Here is a 16,672-nt window from a genome sequence, read left to right as displayed (position 1 = left end):
CGCCTGACGCCGTCCCACGGAGCGTGCTAGCCCCGCAACTTGCGCGCCCCACCGAGCGGAACGGCGACCGGCGGCCGGTCGGCGCGCCCCGCTGACCGCGCCCGGCGTCGCGCACCGGTGCCACGAACGCGGACGGCCCGGCGAGTGAAGACTCGCCGGGCCGTCCGCTGTCGCCGTGAGGCCGCGGTGGTCAGAGGACGCGCTCGAAGGCGACCGACACGTTGTGGCCGCCGAAGCCGAACGAGTTGCTGAGCGCCGCGGCGGGCCCGTCCGGGAGCTTGCGCGGCTCGTCGCGCACGATGTCCAGGTCGACCTCGTCGTCGACGTCCTCAAGGTTGGCGACGAACGGGACGAGGCCCTCCTTCAACGCCAGGATCGTGAAGATCGACTCCAGCGCCCCGGCGCCGCCGAGCAGATGCCCGGTCATCGACTTGGTGGCCGTGACGACCACCCGGCTCGCGACGTCCTCGCCGAGCCCCGCCTTGATCGAGTTGAGTTCCGCGACGTCGCCCGCGGGCGTCGACGTGGCGTGCGCGTTGATGTGGATGATGTCGGACGCCTCGAGCCCCGCGTCGACCAGGGCCCGCTGCATCGCCTTGGCCTGCCCCTTGCCGGTCGGCTCGGGCAGCACGATGTCGAAGGCGTCGTTGGAGTAACCGGCGCCGGACGCGATGCCGTGGATCCGCGCGCCGCGGGCCAGGGCGTGCTCCTCCGACTCCAGGATCATCACCGCGGCGCCTTCGCCGAGGACGAACCCGTCGCGGTTCTTGTCGTAGGGCCGGGATGCGCGCGCGGGCTCGTCGTTGCGGGTCGACAGGGCCCGCATGGAACCGAACGACGCCATCTGCAACGGGTGGATGCACGCCTCGGTGCCCCCGCAGATGATCACGTCGGCGCGGCCGGTGCGGATCATGTCGATGGCGTAGCCGACGGCCTCGCCGCTGGACGCGCACGCGCTGACCAGGGCGTGCGAACCGGCGGTCGCGCCGAACTCGATGCCGACGTGCCCGGTCGCGCCGTTCGGCATCAGCATCGGGACGGTGAAGGGCGAGACCCGCGTCCAGCCCTTCTCCTTGTACACGTCGTAGCTGTTCAGCGCGGTGTGCAGGCCGCCGATGCCACTGGACACCACGACGCCGAGCCGGTCGCCGTCGACGACGAACCCGCCGTCGACACCGGCCTTGTCCGTGCCCTTCTGCGGTTTGCCGCCGGTGGACGGGGCGAACCCCGCGTCCGTCCAGGCCTCCCGCGCGGCGACCAGCGCGATCGCCTGGTTGCGGTCGAGCCGGCGCAGCGACTGCTTGGGCAGAACCGTGTCCGGCTGCACCTTCAGCGTGGCGGCGAACCGGACCGGCAGGTCCTCGACGCCCTCCCATTCGAGGGGGCGGATCCCGGACTCGCCGGCGAGCAGGGCGGACCAGGTCGACGGCACGTCGCCGCCGAGTGGTGTCGTTGCACCGAGACCGGTCACGACGACTCTGGTCTGGCTCTTGCTCATGGTGGGTGCTCCTCGCGGACTGAAAAGGGGATGGGGTGGGGTGCGCCGCCGTCCCCGCTGCGGGGGCGGCGGCGTGCCTTCCCCGTATTTCAGCTCTTGGCCGGGGCCGTCTTCTGGAGGTTCTGGACGAAGTCGACGACGTCCTTGACCGTCTTCAGGTTGCGCAGTTCGTCGTCGGGGATCTCGACGCCGAACTCGTCCTGCGCGGCCACGGCGATCTCCACCATCGACAGCGAGTCGATGTCGAGGTCGTCGATGAAGTTCTTCTCCGGGGTCACCTCGGACTTGTCGATGCCGACGATGTCGTCGATGATCACGGCGAGGCCGTCCAGGATCTGCGTTTCGGTGGCGACTTCGGCCATGGTCTGTGTTTCTCCTTCGATGGTTGGTCGAGAGCCCTGCGAGCAGGGTTGACGGCCTACGGGATCTGGATGACTTGGGCAGCGTAGGACAGTCCGGCACCGAATCCGACCAGCAGGGCCGGGGCGCCGGACGGCACGTCGCCGCGTTCGATCATGCGGGAGAGGGCCAGCGGGATGGAGGCCCCCGAGGTGTTGCCGGACTGGACGATGTCGTCGGCCACGACGGCGTTGACGGCGTTCACCTTGCGGGCGATCGCGTTGATGATGCGCAGGTTGGCCTGGTGCGGGACGACGGCGGCGAGATCCTCCGGCTTGATCCCGGCGCGCTCGCACGCCTCCGCCGCGATCGGGGCGATGGCGGTGGTCGCCCAGCGGAAGACCGCCTGCCCCTCCTGCTGGATGAACGAGTGCCGGTCCGGAATGATGATCTTGTCGTACTTGTCGCCCGCGCTGCCCCACACGACCGGGCCGATGCCGGGCGAGTCGCTGCCGGTGACGACCGCCGCGCCCGCGCCGTCCGCGAAGATGATGCAGGTGGAACGGTCGGTCCAGTCGAGCCACTGGGACATCTTCTCCGAGCCGATCACCAGCACGTTGCGGGCGTTCCCGGCGCGGACGGCGGCGCTGGCGGTGGCGAGCGCGTAGCAGAAGCCCGCGCAGGCGGCGTTCAGGTCGAACGCGCCGGGCGCGTCGATGCCGAGGCGGTGCGCGACCTGCGGCGCGTAGCCCGGCATCGGCGACTCCGCCGAGCAGGTCGCGAGGATCACCAGGTCGATGTCGGACGGGTCGAGCCCGCTGCCCGCCAGCGCCTTGCCGCCCGCGTGCGCGCCGAGTTCGACGATGCCCTCGTCGTCGCCCGCGATGCGGCGCTCGGCGATGCCGACCCGGCTGCGGATCCACTCGTCGTTGGTGTCGACGGTCCGCGCGATCTCGTCGTTGGTGACGATCCGCGCGGGACGGTAGTCGCCGAAGGCCAGGATGCGGGCACCGGCCCGCGCGTCGGGGACGCGGAGTCCGCCGCTCATGACGTGTGCGCCTTGATCAGCTCGCGCGCGGCGTCGAGATCGTCGGGTGTCTTGAGAGCGACCCGTTCGACGCCCTTGAGCTCGCGGCGGGCGAGGCCGCTGAGCGTCCCGCCCGGCGGCAGCTCGACCATCGCGGTGACGCCGAGTTCGCGCATGGTCTCCATGCAGAGGTCCCAGCGGACGGGCGCGCTGACCTGGTCGACGAGCCGCGCCACGAACTCGGGGCCGGACTCGACGACGGCGCCGTCGCGGTTCTGGAGCAGCCGCGTCGCCGGATCGGCGGTGGGCGCCCCCGTTGCGAGGCGGCGCAGCGTGTCGGCGGCGGGCGCCATGTGCTCGGTGTGGAACGCCCCGGCGACCGACAGCTTCCGGAGCCGCGCGTTCGCGGGCGGCTCCTCGGCGAACTCGGCCAGCCGCTCCACCGTCCCGGCGGCGACGACCTGCCCGGCGCCGTTGACGTTGGCGGCCGTGAGCCCGTGCTTGTCGATGGAGGCGAGCACCTCGTCGGGATCGCCGCCGAGGACCGCGGTCATCCCGGTCTCGGTGACGGCGGCGGCCTCGGCCATCGCGCGCCCCCGTTCCCGGACGAGGACCAGCGCCGTCTCCGGCGTCAGAACCCCGGCGACCGCTCCAGCGGCCAACTCGCCGACACTGTGCCCGGCGACCACGTCGGGGCCACCGTCGATCCCCTCGTAAAGGGCCTCGTAGGCGGCGAGGGCGGCGGCGACCAGCAGCGGCTGCGCCACCGCCGTGTCACGGATCTCCTCGGCGTCCGCGTCCGTCCCGTACCGGACGAGGTCGAGCCCCGTGACGGCGGACCACCAGGCGAGACGATCGGAGACTCCGGGTATCTCTAGCCACGGCCGCAGAAAGCCGGGGGTCTGGGCGCCCTGGCCGGGCGATGCGAGGAGGATCACAGCGTCCAGCCTGCCGCGATCTTCGCCGCCCCACGATGCGGATCGGCACGAAGTTTGGTCGGAACCCTTTGTACGACCCCTACAACCTGTGCATATTCAGGAGCCGACCTGTGTTGGCCCAGGGGGGCACCCCCTGGAGCCCCGACGGCCACGCGACCCGTGCCGGTCACCAACGCTTTTGGAAGCGGCCTAGGACTAGGGCTATGCGGAGGGTGAAGGCGTTGCGGCCGTCGGTGGGGGCCAGGCCGGTCAACTCGGTGACGCGGCGTAGGCGGTAGCGGACGGTGTTGGGGTGGACGAACAGTAGGCGTGCGGTGGCCTCCAGGGACGAGCCCTGTTCCAGGTAGGTGGTGAGGGTGTCGAGGAGGGGGGCGCCTGCGGCGAGCATGGGGTTGTAGACGTCGTCGACGAGGTGGCGGCGAGCGTCGTCGTCGCCGTCCAGGGCCCGTTCGGGTAGGAGTTCGGATGCCAGGACGGGGCGTGGTGCGTCCGGCCAGCCGGCGGCGGCGCGTAGGCCCGCGACGGCGGCGTGTGCGGAACGTGTTGAGTCGTACAGGTCGGGGACCTGGGGGCCTACGACGACGGGGCCCGGGCCGCACTTTGCGGCGATTGGGCGGGCCGCCTCCATGGGGTCTGTGTCGCCGCCGACGATCACGATGACACGGTGGCCCTGCACTCCGGCCAGGACGTCGGCGCGGGCGCGGCGGGCGGCGAGTTGCATCTGGTCGATGGTGACCTCGGGCTCCTCGTCCTCCGGGGTGAGCCCGGCGATGACCGTGACGGGCTTGGAGGTCCAGCCGAGCGCGGCGGCCCAGGAGTGCATGCCGTCGTCGACCTCGCCGCGCAGCACCGCGTTGACGACGAGGGCCTCCAGGCGCGCGTCCCAGGCGGCGCGGGTCTCGGCGGCGCGGGCGTAGACCTGGGCGGCGCCGAACGCGACGTCGCGGGTGTAGCGCAGGATGGCCTCGCGGAGCTGGGCCTCGCCGCCGGGCGCGGCCAGCTCGTCGAGCCGGGTCTCGACCACGTCGATGATGACGCGGACCATGTCGATGGTGTGCTGGAGCTTGATGGCGCGGAGCAGCTCGCGGGGCGCGGTGCCGAACACCTCCCCGGCGATGGCCGGACGGGTCTTCTCCTCGTTCTTGAACCACTCGACGAACGCGGCGATGCCCGCCTGGGCGACGAGGCCGATCCAGGAGCGCTGGTCGGCGGGCATGCGCCGGAACCAGGGGAGCTGCTCCTCCATGCGGGTCAGCGCCGCGGTGCCGAACGTGCCCATGGCCTTCTCCAGGCGCTGGGTGGTCTGCTCGCGTATCTCGGTCTCGTTCGCGGTGTCCACCTTCCCAGGGTGCCACCACACCGGCGGTGACCCGTCATTTCGTGGTCGTCGTGGTCAGCCGCGTGTGACTGAGGTGGGGTGTCCGATCGCGATGGCGGCCAGGTTGCGTAGAGAGGTGGAGCCGGGTTCCAGGTAGTCGCTGTGGCCTGCTTCTCCCGCGTCGAACAGCCGCGCGCCGAACGGTGCTGAGACCGGATCCGGCCCGAGACCGAGGCCGAGGAGGCGCACGTGGGGGACGTCCTCCATCCAGTCGGACGTGCCGCGTCCCGCCCAGATCCGTGTGGTGTAACTCATGGCCTTGGCCGACGGCGCGGCGGCGCCGGGACTGCCGAACAGGGCGATGTCGGTGACCTGTCGCCAGGCCGCGCCCATGGGGCCGTCGATCGCCGCGCGTCCGCAGACCACCGAGCCGTAGCTGTGGCAGAGCAGCCCGACGTGGGCGGACGGGTTGACCTTGTGTATTTCGTCTAGGAAGTGGTGGAGCCGCACGGCCCCTTTTCCGGCTCGGTCGTCGGTGAGGACGTCGTCGCTGAAGGTTTCCGGTGCGGCGTAGCCGAGCCATGCGACGACGGCCAAGTCTTGGGTGTTGTTCTGGGCTTGTGTGTAGAGGGCGCGGGCCCCGCCGCCGGGTGTTGACCATGGTTTGTCGCCGCGCGTGTCGAACGCCGTGACCGTGGTGTCGGCGCCGGGGACGAGCACGGCCACGCGGTGGGCGCGGGCCAGGTCGCCGATGACCTCGACGGCCCGGCCCCGGCCGCGCGGGTCGAAGTACAGGAAACGGCGTCCGGGTCGTAGGAACGCGCCGAGTGTCCGGGTCCGGCCGGAGTCGCCGACCGCCCGGGCCGTCGTGAGGGCGTCCTCGATGGACCGGCGTTCGGCGGCGTACCGGACGTCCAGGGTGGACGGCGTCAGCGCGGGGACGTCCACGGGCGGCGCGTAGGGGTCGGCGTGCCCGGTCCCGGCGCTGGTCAGCAGGACGACGGCGATGGACGCGGCGCAGGCCAGAACCCGTCGGCGCCGCCGCGTGCACGGCGAGCTGGTCGTTTGTGGCGGCGGCATCGTCGGCCTTTCTACCATTCCCCATCAGGCGCGGGTGACCTGGGCGTCGCGGCCGAGTGCGATCAGCGCGAGGTTGCGGAGCGCGCGGCTGCCGGGTTTCAGGTAGGCGCTGTGCGGGCCCGTCCCGGCGTCGAACCGTGTCGCGCCGAAGCCGGACGAGACCGGGTCGGCGCCGAAGCCCAGCCCGGCGACGTGGACGTTCGGCGCGTACCGCACCCAGTCGCCTTTCGCGCGGCCCGCCCAGACGTGGGCGCGTGTGCCGAGGTCGGCGGTGGTGTCCGTGGTGGTGCCGGGGCTGCCGAACAGGGCGATCTCGTCGACGGGGAGCGGCCCGAGGCGCGGCGCGGCCTTGCCGCAGACGACGGAGCCGTAGCTGTGGCACAGGAGCGCGAACCTGGCGCGTGCGTTGACGCGGTGGACGCCGCCGAGCAGGCGGCGGAGGGCGGGCGCGCCGTCCTCGGCCCGTCCGCTGATCAGGACGTCGGCGCTGAGCGCCCGGGGCGGGTCGTAGCCGAGCCAGGCGATCACGGCGAGCCGCGCGCCGGGCGCCGTCGCGCGGGCCCGCCGGTACAGGGCACGGCCACCGTCGCCGACGAACCCGGGGGAGTCGAACCTGGTCAGGGAGTTGTCGGCACCCGGCACCACGACGGCGACCCGGTCGGCGCTGCGAAGGTCGCCGATGATCTCGACGGCCCGGCCGTGGCCGCGCGGATCGAACGACAGGAACCGCCGCCCGTTGCCCAGGAACGCCGTTAACGCTCGTATCCGGTCACGGTCGCGGACGCGTCTGGCGGTCGCCAATGCCTTCGCGATCTCCCAGCCGGTGGCCCGGTAGCGGGCGTCAAGTGTCACCGCCGACAGTTCGGGTTCCGGGCCCGGGGCGGAGTACACCTCTGCTCTGCCGGTCGCGGCCGTCACCGACCCGGCCGCCACCAGGACGGACACGACCGTCACCGCCTTGCGAACGCTCAGCATCCGTCCTCCCTGGTCGACTCATCAGGAAGCTACGGATCGGGCGCTGTAGCGCGGATCAACCGACGGTGCGAGGTTTCGGATGCGACCCCGGTATCAGTCGCCCGGACGGACCAGCCCCACCTCGTAGGCGTAGACGATCGCCTGCGAACGGTCGCGGAGTTCCAGCTTCATCAGGATCCGTCCGAAGTGCGTCTTGACGGTCTGCTCGGCGACGACGAGCTTCTCCGCGATCTCACCGTTGGACAGCCCGCGCGCCACCAGCGTCAACACCTCGTAGCGCGTCCACCTGAGCAGGAACGGCCAGGGCCGGTCGAGCGGCGCCGGTTCCGCCCGGCCCGTCACCGCCGCGGCAAGGAAGACGTCCCGCAGCACATACCGCGGTAGAGCGTCCACCCTGGCCATGAGCACAGGCTAGAGAACCCGCGACCGCAACGGGATGACACCGCGGTGCGACACTTCATGTCATACCTGGGTACGGTGCGAGGCGTGGAGCCCGTCGAAGCCCTGCGCCGCATCGCGTTCCTCCTGGAACGCGCCCACGAGCCGACCTACCGCGTGCGAGCGTTCCGCACCGCCGCCGACGTGGCCGCCTCCCGCGACGACCTCGCCACCCGCGCCCGCGACGGCACTTTGACCGCGCTCCCCGGCATCGGCAAGGTCACCGCCCTCGTGATCGAGGAGGCCCTGCGCGGCGAGATCCCCATCTACCTGCGCCGTCTGGAAGCCACCGAGGGCGAACCGCTGGACGAGACGACGGCCGCCCTCCGTGCCGCCCTGAAAGGCGACCTGCACACCCACAGCGACTGGTCGGACGGCGGCTCACCTATCCAGGAAATGGCCGAAACAGCACGAGCGCTGGGCCACGACTACATCGCCCTGACCGACCACTCACCCCGCCTCAAGGTCGCCAATGGCCTGACCGCCGATCGCCTTCGCAGGCAACTGGACGACGTCGCGGGACTCAACGAAAGCTTGGCGCCGTTCCGCATCCTGACCGGCATCGAGGTCGACATTCTGGAGGACGGCACCCTGGATCAGGACGCCGACCTCCTGGAACGTTTGGACGTCGTCGTGGCCAGCGTCCACTCCAAACTCCGTATGGACCGCGTCGCCATGACGAAACGTATGGTCGCGGCCATCGCGAACCCTCGCGTGAACGTCCTGGGCCATTGCACGGGACGCATCGTCAAAGCGGGTGGCAAGCGCGGCGGTCTGCGTCCCGAATCAGAGTTCGACGCTCCTTTGGTCTTCGACGCCTGCGCCGCCTATGACGTGGCCGTCGAAATCAACTCCCGCCCAGAGCGTCTGGACCCGCCCAAACGGCTCCTCCGCCTGGCAGTTGAGGCAGGCTGCCGTTTCGCGATCGACTCCGACGCCCATGCCCCTGGCCAACTCGACTGGCAACCCCACGGCTGCGAACGCGCCGCCCGCTGCGCCGTCACCGAGTCCCAGATCGTCAACACCCTGCCCGCCGAAACGCTCCTGACCTGGGCCCGCTCCAAGCTCTGAGGAATGTCGGAGGCGCGCCGTAGGGTCGCGGCGTGAACCGCACTGACCGCTTGTACGCCCTGGTGGAGGAGCTACGGGCCTGCGCGCCGCGCCGGGTCACCGCGCGGGAGCTGGCCGCGCGGTACGAGGTGAGCGTCCGCACGATAGAGCGTGACATCTGCGCGCTCCAGCAGGCCGGGGTTCCGATCTTCGCGGACGTCGGCCGAGGCGGCGGCTACACGCTCGACCGAAGCCGCACGTTGCCGCCGCTGAACTTCACCCCGGCCGAGGCCGTGGCGGTAGCGATCACCCTGTCCCGATCGGGCGGTTCCCCGTACTCCCGCTCTGCCCGGACCGCGCTCCACAAGATCGTCGCGGCGATGTCGGCGGCCGACAGCGCATCAGCCCGTGAACTGGCCGAGCGCGTCCGCTTTGTGACCCCGCCGGGAGCCTTCGACCAGCGGGCGGCATCAGTGCCCGCAGTTTTGGAAGAAGCCATGTCCGCTCGCCGCGTAGTCCGGATCGGTTATGTGGACGCCGACGGCGTCGAAACCGAACGGGACGTCGAGCCCGTAGCGTTCACGGCCGTTTCGACGCGCTGGTACCTGATCGGCTGGTGCCGCCTACGCGGCGGTGCCCGCGTCTTCCGTACCGACCGTGTCCGCCGCGCCGCGTTGCTGGACGAACCCGCCCCCGAACGCGGTTTCGATGAAATGAAATCCGCCCCGCCCGATTACGTGGTCCGTCCCCTCGAATTCGTCTGAGACCGCATTTCCAGCGGGCCGTTCGGCAGACGGCCCGCTGAGACGCGGCCACTCCCGGCGATGACGGCTAGGGGTGAAGGACGCGTCCGAGGAAGCCGCGCATGTACCCCGCGACGACGTCCAGGTGGCTTTCCAGCAGGAAATGACCGCCGTTGATCAGGTGCACTTCCGCGTCCTTGGCGTCCCGGGCGAAGGCTCGCGCGCCGTCCGGGCCGAAGATCTCGTCGTTGCGTCCCCACACGGCGAGCACCGGGACGTCGCTCGTGCGCAGGAATTCGTGCAGCAGCGGGTAGAGCGGGCGATTGTTCTGGTAATCGCGGAACAGCGCGAGCTGAACCTGATCGTTGCCCTCGCGGGAGACGAGCGCGAAGTCGTGCTCCCAGGTGTCCGGGCTGACCAGGCTCGGGTCGGGCACGCCATGTACGTACTGCCACCGGATGGCGTCGAGACTCAGCGCGGCACGGACGGCGGGTTCGGTGTCAGGGCCGGGATTCGTCCCGTACGCCCAGAGACCGGCCCAGAACGACTCGACGAACCCGTCCTCGTAACCATTGCCGCTCTGGGTGACGATGGCGGCGATCCGCTCCGGGTGCTTGAGCGCGAGGCGCCACCCGATGGGGGCGCCATAGTCCTGGACGTAGAGGGCGTAGTGGTCCAGGCCCAGTCGGTCGAGCAGCCCGGACGTGAGGTCGGTGAGGGCATCGAACGTGTAGGTGAACTCGTCCACGAGGGGAGCGTCGGAGTGGCCGAAGCCGAGGTGGTCCGGCGCGATGACGTGGTAGTCCGCGGCGAGTAGCGGGATCAGCTCGCGGAACATGAACGAGCTGGTCGGGAACCCGTGCAGCAGGACGATCGCGGGAGCGTCGACCGACCCCGCCTCCCGGTAGAAGATCTCGTGCCCGTCAACAGTGGCGGTCCGATGGCGCACTGAACTCATCTCTAACCCCTTTGATGGCTCGATCTGGTTAGCCTTTCGCCATGGAAGCACGTCATGGGCTAACCTGTCAAAGGATTCAATCCGGTTAGGAGGGGAGCGGCACCCGATGGACGCGCTGCTGGACCTGCTCAACAGCAGGCCAATCGTCAACGGCGAGCAACAAGACGCACTCGGCGACGCGACCGCAGGCAGACGCTGGGCGCGGGAGCACGGCGGCGACGGCACCCTCGCCGAACTGGAGCTCCTACGAGAAGCACGAGACGCCCTGCGGGACGTAGTGACGGGCGAGAGCCAACCCACCACGTTGATCCCGCTGCTCGAAGACGTCCACCAGATTCCGGAGCTCACCTCGGACGGTCTCCAGTGGACGTTGCACACGCCCCCGCACGCCCGGCTGGCCGTCGAAATCGTCCTGGCCTGGGCCGCCACCGAGAAGGAACTACCCGGCCGACTACGCCCCTGCGCCAACCAGGAGTGCACCTTGTTCCTGCTCGACCGAAGCCGTGCCAACCGCGCCCGATGGTGCTCTATGGCCGTCTGCGGAAACCGCGAAAAGGCACGCCGCCACTACGAACGCACCCGCTAATGGACGCGCATCCGCAATCCCTCACGCGGTAGGCGGACGTCGTCCGGCAACTCAGCCCAACGCATCCGCTCGACTACCACCAAGGGTCTTCCTTCTCGCAGCAGCCAGGACCGCCCCCCGACGCCAGGGGACGGTCCTGTCGAGCCCTGCCGCGAACGTCGTCGGTCAGGACAGTTCCCACGCCTGTTCGTTGAAGCCGACGCATTCCCAGTTCACGACGGCGCCCCCTCCGGCGAAGTTGGCGGCGACGATGGTGAGGCAGTGTCCGTTGACTCCGCTGACCAGCCTGTCGCCGTCGAAGTGCCACTGCTGTCCGCTTGAGGAGTTGCAGTCGTAGAGGTTGATGGCGGCCCCGTTGCCGCCGTTTCCGCCCCGGACGTCCAGGCACCTGTGGCCGGGGAGGCTGGTCTTGATACTTGTTCCGTCGATGGTCCACCGCTGGTTCTCACGGCCATGGCACCCCCACGCGGTGACGAGGGCGCCGTTGCCGGAGTTGCTGTCGGCGACTTCGAGGCAGAGGTCGTGGGCGAACCGAGGCTTGATCAGGACGCCGTCGATCCGCTGGGATTCCGGACGAGGCGAGGGCGCTGTCGCCGAGGCGGACGGAACGGCCCACAGCCCGCCGAGTATGGCGATGACCGGCAGCAGCGCCGACATCATGGTTTTGCGCATCTTGCTCTCCATTCCAGTCCTGGGGGGTCATCCGTCTTGTCGACGGGCGATCCGCCCTGTCGGCCTCAACGGTCGCCCGAGCGACGGGCACGCGGACATCCCCAGACCTCGGGGGGTCGCCAAGGGCGTGAAGCCAGAGGCGCGGTGGTAAGTGATGTCGCTACGTGGGCGTCACCCTGCGTTGCGTAGTCGATACTGGACGGGTGAGCCTTGGACGGAGCGCATCTGGAGTCGCGCCCATCTCAGCGGCCGAGGCCGCCCGCGTCCAGCGACTCAGCCGGGACGTCGTCGCCGCGATGAGACGCTATGCGACGGGCGCACTGCCGCAGCCCAGCAGGTTCGACCGACCACCAGGCGTGCTCACCATCGGAGCCGATGAGAAAGTCGTGGCGGCCACACCATCGGCGCGCGAGTGGATCGGCGAACTGGAAACCCTGCCCGCCCACGCCCTCGCCGCGCCGACCATCCCGATGGAAAGCACCATCTGGAACCTCACTCAGGCCGCGCGCCGTAGTCTGCCCGCGCTCACCCGCGTCCCCACTCGGCGCGGATGGATCGTCTTACGCGCCCAACCCATGACCGGCCAGGAGGAGAACAGCGCAGTCGCCGTGACAATCCAACCGGCCACCGGCACTGAACTGCTTTCGGCGATGGCGGTCTGGCACGGCCTGACCCCGAAGGAACGCACGGTCGTCGACCACGTCCTTGAAGGACTGGCCACCAAACAGATCGCCCGGCGTCTGGAACTGTCGCCTCACACCGTCAACGACCATTTCAAGTCGATCTACCGCAAGATCGGTGTGTCCGCCCGTGAGGAACTCATCACCAGACTCCTCGCCTGATCCACCGCTGGTCGGGAGATGGACGCGCGGAAAGACAGTGCACCATCCGATCGTCAGCGCTGACGCTTCGCCCTCCGGATATCAGGCGGACTTGAGCTGTTGTTCCACGCGATAGAGGTAGCCGACATCTCTGCCGATCTCTGTCGGTCCATTGCGGACGCTGGTGGACGCGATGTTGATCGCATACCCGGAGACGGCACCGAGGAGCCAGCCGGCGTCCGGGACCACCTTGGATCCGGCATAGGCACTCGCAAGGCCGAGGACGACGCTGACCGGCCTCCTGATCCAGTCGATCCGCCTGGCCTTCCCCGCTGCGGACAAGTCGGCCAGGGCCGCGTCGAGCTCGCGCTTGAGCGCGGCGAAAACCTCGTCCGGATACGCGTGGGCGCTACCGAGCTGGCCCACCAACAGGTCGATACCCTCCATCAGGCGCCGCCGCTCGTCGGCATAGCGTTCCCGAAACGCGATCAGGTCGCTGAGCAGGACGTCATGATGTGGGACGGGAAGCAGCCCGCCGATATCGACTTTCCAACAGGGGATGCGCTGAGGACGCTCCGCATCGTCGGTGGCCAGGAGCGGACGAGGGTCGTATGCCACGTTGAAGGACGGTGGTCTCTCCGTGCAGGGATGGAAGTGACAGTCGGCACGCCCCCAAGCTTCCAGATCGACTACGGCTTCACGTATCAATGCGCTGATCACGGCCGTCTGTACAGCGTTGGAAACGAAGAGCGGGCCGCCAAACGGGTCGCCCCGTCCAAGCTCCGAGTCGATCAGGAACATTGACAGGGGAATGCCCGCCTTGAGGGGAAGCAGGGTGTGTACACCTTCGTCCTGACGTCCTAAAATCAGGTCAGATGGAGTTCGCTTGGCCCATTTATCAACAGCTTGGATGATGCGCTCGCTTGCTCCCCTCGGATCAAGCTCCACCTCGGCGGGAATGTAAAATCCCGCATCCAGAACTTCGCGGGTACGGTCGTTTAGATGGATCCGCCATTCGCGGCGTGGGACTACCGTTGCTATGCGATCCCAATAGAGCAGCGCTTGGTGGAGTATCGGGGTCGGCGGGTTGATCGTCGGGTAGTAGATCATTCCGGGCACGGTGCCGTCCTCTCCAGTTCCCCGAAGTCTGACACCAAGCATGCCTCCCGGGTGGCCACTTCCCAGCACTCCGGTATTGGGGACGGCCCCGTTGACCACCAGTTAGTACGGCTCGGCGGGCGTGGATTGACTAGCGGTTGGGGAGGGTGCGGGGGAGGCCGAACCAGGGGAGTGTGGTGTTTTCGAAGCGGGTCAGGGCGCTGATTCGGTTGTGGGTGAGGGTGAGGACGTAGAGACCGGCGGCGTGGCTGGGGCCGTTGGGGGTGCGCAGATAGGCGCCGAAGGCTGGTTGGCCGTTGGCTCGGGTTGGGACGAGATCGAACCTGCGGCCCGCGTCGAACAGGAGGCCGCTGAATCGGGCGACGACGTCTCGGCCTTGGTATTCGAAGGGTATCGGCGGCATCGACATCAGGACGTCATCGGTCAGCAAGGCCACCAGCGCGTCGACGTCAGCGGACTCCCATGCGCGGACGAAGCTCGCGACAAGCGCGTCCTCGCCGGGGGACCCGGCGGGCGGCGGCCGGTCGGCGGTGGTCGCTCGGTGGCGCATGCTGGCGCGCGCTCGTTTGAGGGCGCTGTTGACCGATTCGACGGTCGAGTCCAGCATGTCGGCCACCTCGCGGGCGTGGAACCCCAGGACGTCCCGCAGGACCAGGACGGCGACCTGGCGGGGCGGCAGTGCTTGCAGGGCGGTGATGAAGGCCAGGGAGATGGCTTCGGTCTGCTCATAACGGGCCTCGGGGCCTGCCTCGACCGAGCCCTCCAGGACGGCGTCCGGGAACGGCTGCAACCAGACGATCTCGCCGAGGCGGGTCGGCTCGGGCGGTTCCACTCCGGGCACGTCCCACGCCTTTGCCGGACGTCGGCTGGCCGCGCGGCGGGCGTCAAGGCAGCGGTTGGTGGCGATCCGGTAGAGCCAGGTGCGCAGTGAGGCCCGTCCCTCGAACCCGCCCAGGCCCTGCCAGGCGGTCAACAGCGTGTTCTGGAGGGCGTCTTCGGCGTCCTCGAAGGATCCGAGCATCCGATAGCAGTGCACCCGCAGCTCTCGGAGGTACTGCTCGGTCAGCTCCCCGAACGCCTCACCGTCACCGGCCCGCGCCCGCGCGATCAGATCGGCTGCCGCCATCCGAACCGCCCCCTTCTTCTCCCAGCTTGCCCCACTTCCACCCTTGTACAGGCGCCGGACGAAGGCCGAACTGGGCGGTCGCCGGACGCCCAGTTCCCGCCCGCCATGGCGCCTACCTGGGTGACTCGGCGAACAGCGCCGGCAAGAAGGAGGAACGCAAATGGGCAGGATCGTGCTCAGCGGACCGCAGAACGTCTCGCTGGACGGGGTAGTCCAGGACCCCGATGGTGCGGAGGGCTTCGAGCGGGGCGGCTGGTTCGCCCAGTACGGGGGCAAGGACCTCCAGGAGTGGAACAAGGTCGCGCTCCAGGAGGCGCTAACTGCCGAGGCATGGCTGATGGGACGGCGAAGCTACGAATTCTTCGGGACGCGGTGGCGCCCCCGCAGCAACGAACTCGCCGACAGATTGAACACCATGCCCAAGTACGTGGTGTCCTCGACGCTCGACGAACCCGACTGGCACAACACGACGATTCTCAGCGGCGACGTCGTAACCGAGGTCTCGAAGCTGAAGCAGGAGTTGGACGGCGAAATCGTCGTCCCCGCCAGCTACCGACTCGCACACACGCTGATCGAGCACGACCTGGCCGACGAGGTGCGGCTGGTCATGTTCCCGGTCGTACTCGGAGCCGGTGAGCATCTCTTCGGCGAGGCCAACGGCAAGAAGCCCATGCGCCTCGTCGACAACAAGACCATCGGTGACGGCCTCGTCCACCTCACCTACGAGTTCGTCTGAGAACTCGCTTACCGCAGGGACACCAGGCGGGCGCGGAGAGCGGTGAAGTCCCGTCGAGTGAGAGTGAGGTGACCCGCGTCCGGTGCCTTGCTGTCACGCACGCCGACGTGGACATCGAGGTCGGCGATCTCGACGCAGTTGCCTTCGTCGCCGCCGCTGTAGGTGCTTTTGCGCCAGCGGGGCGCCGTGATCATGGCTGCTCTGCCAGGTGGGTTAGGAGGGTGGAGAAGGTCTGGCGGGTGAGCGTGAGATGGCCAGTGTGAGGCGACTTGCTGTCGCGGATTGCGATGCGATCGTTGAGGTCGGCGATCTCGACGCAATTGCCTTCGTTGCCGCCGCTGTGCGTGCTCTTGCGCCAGGCTGTGTGGGTTGGCTCGGGGGAACTCATAATTGTGACGCTATCTCTTCGATGAGCTTCAGCGAAGCGGTTCTGTTGAGTGCCGCCGAGCGCAGTAGTTCGAAGGTCTCTTCATGGGCCGACACTTCGTCTTCATCTTCTACGAACAGGCTCTGGGCGTAGTGGTCTCTCACAGAGACAGTGAGCCGTCCGGGCGGGCGCAGGGAGATGAGGAGGTGCGGACTGCCGAACCAGAGGTACTCGCTGGCAGTTCTGGGGAGGACGCGCAGATCTACATGATCGAGGCGAGCGGCGTTGGCCAGTTTCCGAAGCTGCGCGCGCAGGAGTGTGGGATCACCACCGACCTGGTTGTGGAGAACCGCCTCCGCGATGATCGGCACGTAGCGGGGAGGGTCAGGACGGCTTAGTACTCGCTGACGGGATAGCCGGAAGTCCACGAGCGGTTTGGTGTTACCAGAGTGCTTGGCGGGGCCGACGGCGATGAGCTTGCGAGTGTAGTCAGGGAGTTGGAGGAGCCCAGGAACGATGCTGGGCTCGAAGGTGCGGATCTCGGCGGCGTCGTCTTCGAGACTGGCCAGGTCGAGGGCTGCGGCCGAGATCCGGTACTCGAAACCGCGAACCCATTGACCGGGGCTGTGGGTGGCGAGGTGGAGGAGGGATTCGCGGAGGGGGCCGTCCTCCACCTCGTAGAAGTCGAGGAGGTTGCTGAGTTCTGCGGGGGCGATGATCTGGAGGCCGTTTTCGACCATGCTCAGCCAGCCCTTGGAGCGGCCGATGCGGAGGGCGACGGTGGCGACGGTCAACTGGTGGTGGTCGCGGGCCTTGCGGAGCGCCGAGCCGATCCGGCGCTGGCGGACGGTGGGGGCGTTCCCGGTAGGCATCCTTCCAGG

19 protein-coding genes and 1 pseudogene are annotated in these 16,672 nt (G+C 68.9%); 5 read left to right on the top strand and 15 right to left on the bottom strand.

What is annotated here, in order from left to right; genetic code table 11:
- Nucleotides 1–190: 190 nt before the first annotated feature.
- The 8 genes and pseudogenes from ABD808_RS37875 to ABD808_RS37840 form a co-directional block, all read right to left on the bottom strand.
- A complete protein-coding gene (locus ABD808_RS37875) occupies nucleotides 191–1,498 on the bottom strand; it encodes a beta-ketoacyl-[acyl-carrier-protein] synthase family protein (RefSeq protein WP_344908203.1) in 1,308 nt (435 codons plus the stop codon).
- Nucleotides 1,499–1,587: 89 nt separating this feature from the next.
- Nucleotides 1,588–1,860, bottom strand: a complete 273-nt coding sequence (locus tag ABD808_RS37870) for an acyl carrier protein (protein WP_344908201.1) — start codon at nucleotides 1,858–1,860, stop codon at nucleotides 1,588–1,590.
- Between the two features lie 56 nt (nucleotides 1,861–1,916).
- Complete coding sequence (locus ABD808_RS37865; protein ID WP_344908198.1) at nucleotides 1,917–2,885, bottom strand: beta-ketoacyl-ACP synthase III; 969 nt, start codon at nucleotides 2,883–2,885, stop codon at nucleotides 1,917–1,919.
- Nucleotides 2,882–3,802, bottom strand: a complete 921-nt coding sequence (locus tag ABD808_RS37860; RefSeq protein ID WP_344908195.1) for an ACP S-malonyltransferase — start codon at nucleotides 3,800–3,802, stop codon at nucleotides 2,882–2,884. The genes ABD808_RS37865 and ABD808_RS37860 overlap by 4 nt, the downstream gene beginning before the upstream one ends.
- Before the next feature lie 166 nt (nucleotides 3,803–3,968).
- The gene (locus tag ABD808_RS37855) at nucleotides 3,969–5,141 is read right to left on the bottom strand and encodes a PucR family transcriptional regulator (protein ID WP_344908192.1); all 1,173 of its coding nucleotides are present in this window, start codon (nucleotides 5,139–5,141) and stop codon (nucleotides 3,969–3,971) included.
- Between the two features lie 54 nt (nucleotides 5,142–5,195).
- Nucleotides 5,196–6,200 carry an alpha/beta hydrolase gene (locus ABD808_RS37850; RefSeq protein ID WP_344908189.1) on the bottom strand — a complete coding sequence of 335 codons (1,005 nt, stop codon included), beginning with the start codon at nucleotides 6,198–6,200 and terminating at the stop codon, nucleotides 5,196–5,198.
- Between the two features lie 24 nt (nucleotides 6,201–6,224).
- On the bottom strand, nucleotides 6,225–7,175 hold the full coding sequence (locus ABD808_RS37845; RefSeq protein ID WP_344908186.1) for an alpha/beta hydrolase: 951 nt from the start codon (nucleotides 7,173–7,175) through the stop codon (nucleotides 6,225–6,227).
- Between the two features lie 93 nt (nucleotides 7,176–7,268).
- A pseudogene (locus ABD808_RS37840) lies at nucleotides 7,269–7,448 on the bottom strand (response regulator transcription factor); the annotation flags it as partial.
- A gap of 213 nt (nucleotides 7,449–7,661) precedes the next feature.
- Between ABD808_RS37840 and ABD808_RS37835 the strand changes: the two are divergent.
- Entirely contained in the window at nucleotides 7,662–8,684 is a 1,023-nt protein-coding gene (locus tag ABD808_RS37835; RefSeq protein ID WP_344908183.1) for a PHP domain-containing protein, read from the top strand.
- A 32-nt stretch (nucleotides 8,685–8,716) separates the two neighbouring features.
- The gene (locus ABD808_RS37830) at nucleotides 8,717–9,427 is read left to right on the top strand and encodes a helix-turn-helix transcriptional regulator (RefSeq protein WP_344908180.1); all 711 of its coding nucleotides are present in this window, start codon (nucleotides 8,717–8,719) and stop codon (nucleotides 9,425–9,427) included.
- A gap of 67 nt (nucleotides 9,428–9,494) precedes the next feature.
- Here ABD808_RS37830 and ABD808_RS37825 read toward each other — a convergent pair whose 3' ends face one another.
- Entirely contained in the window at nucleotides 9,495–10,364 is an 870-nt protein-coding gene (locus tag ABD808_RS37825) for an alpha/beta fold hydrolase (RefSeq protein WP_344908178.1), read from the bottom strand.
- A 106-nt stretch (nucleotides 10,365–10,470) separates the two neighbouring features.
- On the opposite strand from ABD808_RS37825, the gene ABD808_RS37820 reads away from it, so the two are divergent.
- Nucleotides 10,471–10,950, top strand: a complete 480-nt coding sequence (locus ABD808_RS37820; protein WP_344908175.1) for a CGNR zinc finger domain-containing protein — start codon at nucleotides 10,471–10,473, stop codon at nucleotides 10,948–10,950.
- A gap of 165 nt (nucleotides 10,951–11,115) precedes the next feature.
- Here the strand turns inward: ABD808_RS37820 and ABD808_RS37815 are convergent, their stop codons facing one another.
- Nucleotides 11,116–11,622 (bottom strand): RICIN domain-containing protein, encoded by a 507-nt coding sequence (locus tag ABD808_RS37815; RefSeq protein ID WP_344908174.1) that lies wholly within the window; start codon nucleotides 11,620–11,622, stop codon nucleotides 11,116–11,118.
- A 203-nt stretch (nucleotides 11,623–11,825) separates the two neighbouring features.
- On the opposite strand from ABD808_RS37815, the gene ABD808_RS37810 reads away from it, so the two are divergent.
- Nucleotides 11,826–12,464 carry a helix-turn-helix transcriptional regulator gene (locus tag ABD808_RS37810; protein ID WP_344908171.1) on the top strand — a complete coding sequence of 213 codons (639 nt, stop codon included), beginning with the start codon at nucleotides 11,826–11,828 and terminating at the stop codon, nucleotides 12,462–12,464.
- An 81-nt stretch (nucleotides 12,465–12,545) separates the two neighbouring features.
- Here the strand turns inward: ABD808_RS37810 and ABD808_RS37805 are convergent, their stop codons facing one another.
- Both ABD808_RS37805 and ABD808_RS37800 read right to left on the bottom strand, forming a co-directional pair.
- Nucleotides 12,546–13,553: a DUF6236 family protein gene (locus ABD808_RS37805; RefSeq protein WP_344908168.1), complete on the bottom strand. Its 1,008-nt coding sequence runs from the start codon at nucleotides 13,551–13,553 to the stop codon at nucleotides 12,546–12,548.
- 139 nt (nucleotides 13,554–13,692) lie between these two features.
- Nucleotides 13,693–14,688, bottom strand: a complete 996-nt coding sequence (locus tag ABD808_RS37800) for a sigma-70 family RNA polymerase sigma factor (RefSeq protein WP_344908165.1) — start codon at nucleotides 14,686–14,688, stop codon at nucleotides 13,693–13,695.
- 160 nt (nucleotides 14,689–14,848) lie between these two features.
- Between ABD808_RS37800 and ABD808_RS37795 the strand changes: the two genes are divergently transcribed.
- Nucleotides 14,849–15,424: a dihydrofolate reductase family protein gene (locus ABD808_RS37795; RefSeq protein WP_344908162.1), complete on the top strand. Its 576-nt coding sequence runs from the start codon at nucleotides 14,849–14,851 to the stop codon at nucleotides 15,422–15,424.
- Between the two features lie 8 nt (nucleotides 15,425–15,432).
- Here the strand turns inward: ABD808_RS37795 and ABD808_RS37790 are convergent, their stop codons facing one another.
- Genes ABD808_RS37790 through ABD808_RS37780 form a run of 3 tightly spaced genes read right to left on the bottom strand, consistent with a single transcriptional unit; the run spans nucleotide 15,433 to nucleotide 16,663 of the window.
- Nucleotides 15,433–15,618 (bottom strand): DUF397 domain-containing protein, encoded by a 186-nt coding sequence (locus ABD808_RS37790; protein ID WP_344908160.1) that lies wholly within the window; start codon nucleotides 15,616–15,618, stop codon nucleotides 15,433–15,435.
- Entirely contained in the window at nucleotides 15,615–15,812 is a 198-nt protein-coding gene (locus tag ABD808_RS37785; protein ID WP_344908158.1) for a DUF397 domain-containing protein, read from the bottom strand. Before ABD808_RS37785 ends, ABD808_RS37790 begins: the two co-directional genes overlap by 4 nt.
- Nucleotides 15,809–16,663, bottom strand: a complete 855-nt coding sequence (locus tag ABD808_RS37780) for a helix-turn-helix domain-containing protein (protein WP_344908155.1) — start codon at nucleotides 16,661–16,663, stop codon at nucleotides 15,809–15,811. Before ABD808_RS37780 ends, ABD808_RS37785 begins: the two co-directional genes overlap by 4 nt.
- Nucleotides 16,664–16,672: the final 9 nt, after the last annotated feature.

The sequence above is a fragment of the Actinomadura meridiana genome (assembly GCF_039537545.1).
Lineage (GTDB): Bacteria > Actinomycetota > Actinomycetes > Streptosporangiales > Streptosporangiaceae > Spirillospora > Spirillospora meridiana.
This window is presented reverse-complemented; position numbering and strand designations above follow the sequence as displayed.

Bases quoted from the DNA above. Each gene is read 5' to 3' on its own strand.
- ABD808_RS37870 (WP_344908201.1), bottom strand. From the start codon at position 1,860: ATGGCCGAAGTCGCCACCGAAACGCAGATCCTGGACGGCCTCGCCGTG.
- ABD808_RS37815 (WP_344908174.1), bottom strand. From the start codon at position 11,622: ATGCGCAAAACCATGATGTCGGCGCTGCTGCCGGTCATCGCCATACTC.
- ABD808_RS37850 (WP_344908189.1), bottom strand. From the start codon at position 6,200: ATGCCGCCGCCACAAACGACCAGCTCGCCGTGCACGCGGCGGCGCCGA.
- ABD808_RS37790 (WP_344908160.1), bottom strand. From the start codon at position 15,618: ATGATCACGGCGCCCCGCTGGCGCAAAAGCACCTACAGCGGCGGCGAC.
- ABD808_RS37875 (WP_344908203.1), bottom strand. From the start codon at position 1,498: ATGAGCAAGAGCCAGACCAGAGTCGTCGTGACCGGTCTCGGTGCAACG.
- ABD808_RS37785 (WP_344908158.1), bottom strand. From the start codon at position 15,812: ATGAGTTCCCCCGAGCCAACCCACACAGCCTGGCGCAAGAGCACGCAC.
- ABD808_RS37865 (WP_344908198.1), bottom strand. From the start codon at position 2,885: ATGAGCGGCGGACTCCGCGTCCCCGACGCGCGGGCCGGTGCCCGCATC.
- ABD808_RS37795 (WP_344908162.1), top strand. From the start codon at position 14,849: ATGGGCAGGATCGTGCTCAGCGGACCGCAGAACGTCTCGCTGGACGGG.
- ABD808_RS37805 (WP_344908168.1), bottom strand. From the start codon at position 13,553: ATGATCTACTACCCGACGATCAACCCGCCGACCCCGATACTCCACCAA.
- ABD808_RS37825 (WP_344908178.1), bottom strand. From the start codon at position 10,364: ATGAGTTCAGTGCGCCATCGGACCGCCACTGTTGACGGGCACGAGATC.
- ABD808_RS37780 (WP_344908155.1), bottom strand. From the start codon at position 16,663: ATGCCTACCGGGAACGCCCCCACCGTCCGCCAGCGCCGGATCGGCTCG.
- ABD808_RS37845 (WP_344908186.1), bottom strand. From the start codon at position 7,175: ATGCTGAGCGTTCGCAAGGCGGTGACGGTCGTGTCCGTCCTGGTGGCG.
- ABD808_RS37800 (WP_344908165.1), bottom strand. From the start codon at position 14,688: ATGGCGGCAGCCGATCTGATCGCGCGGGCGCGGGCCGGTGACGGTGAG.
- ABD808_RS37820 (WP_344908175.1), top strand. From the start codon at position 10,471: ATGGACGCGCTGCTGGACCTGCTCAACAGCAGGCCAATCGTCAACGGC.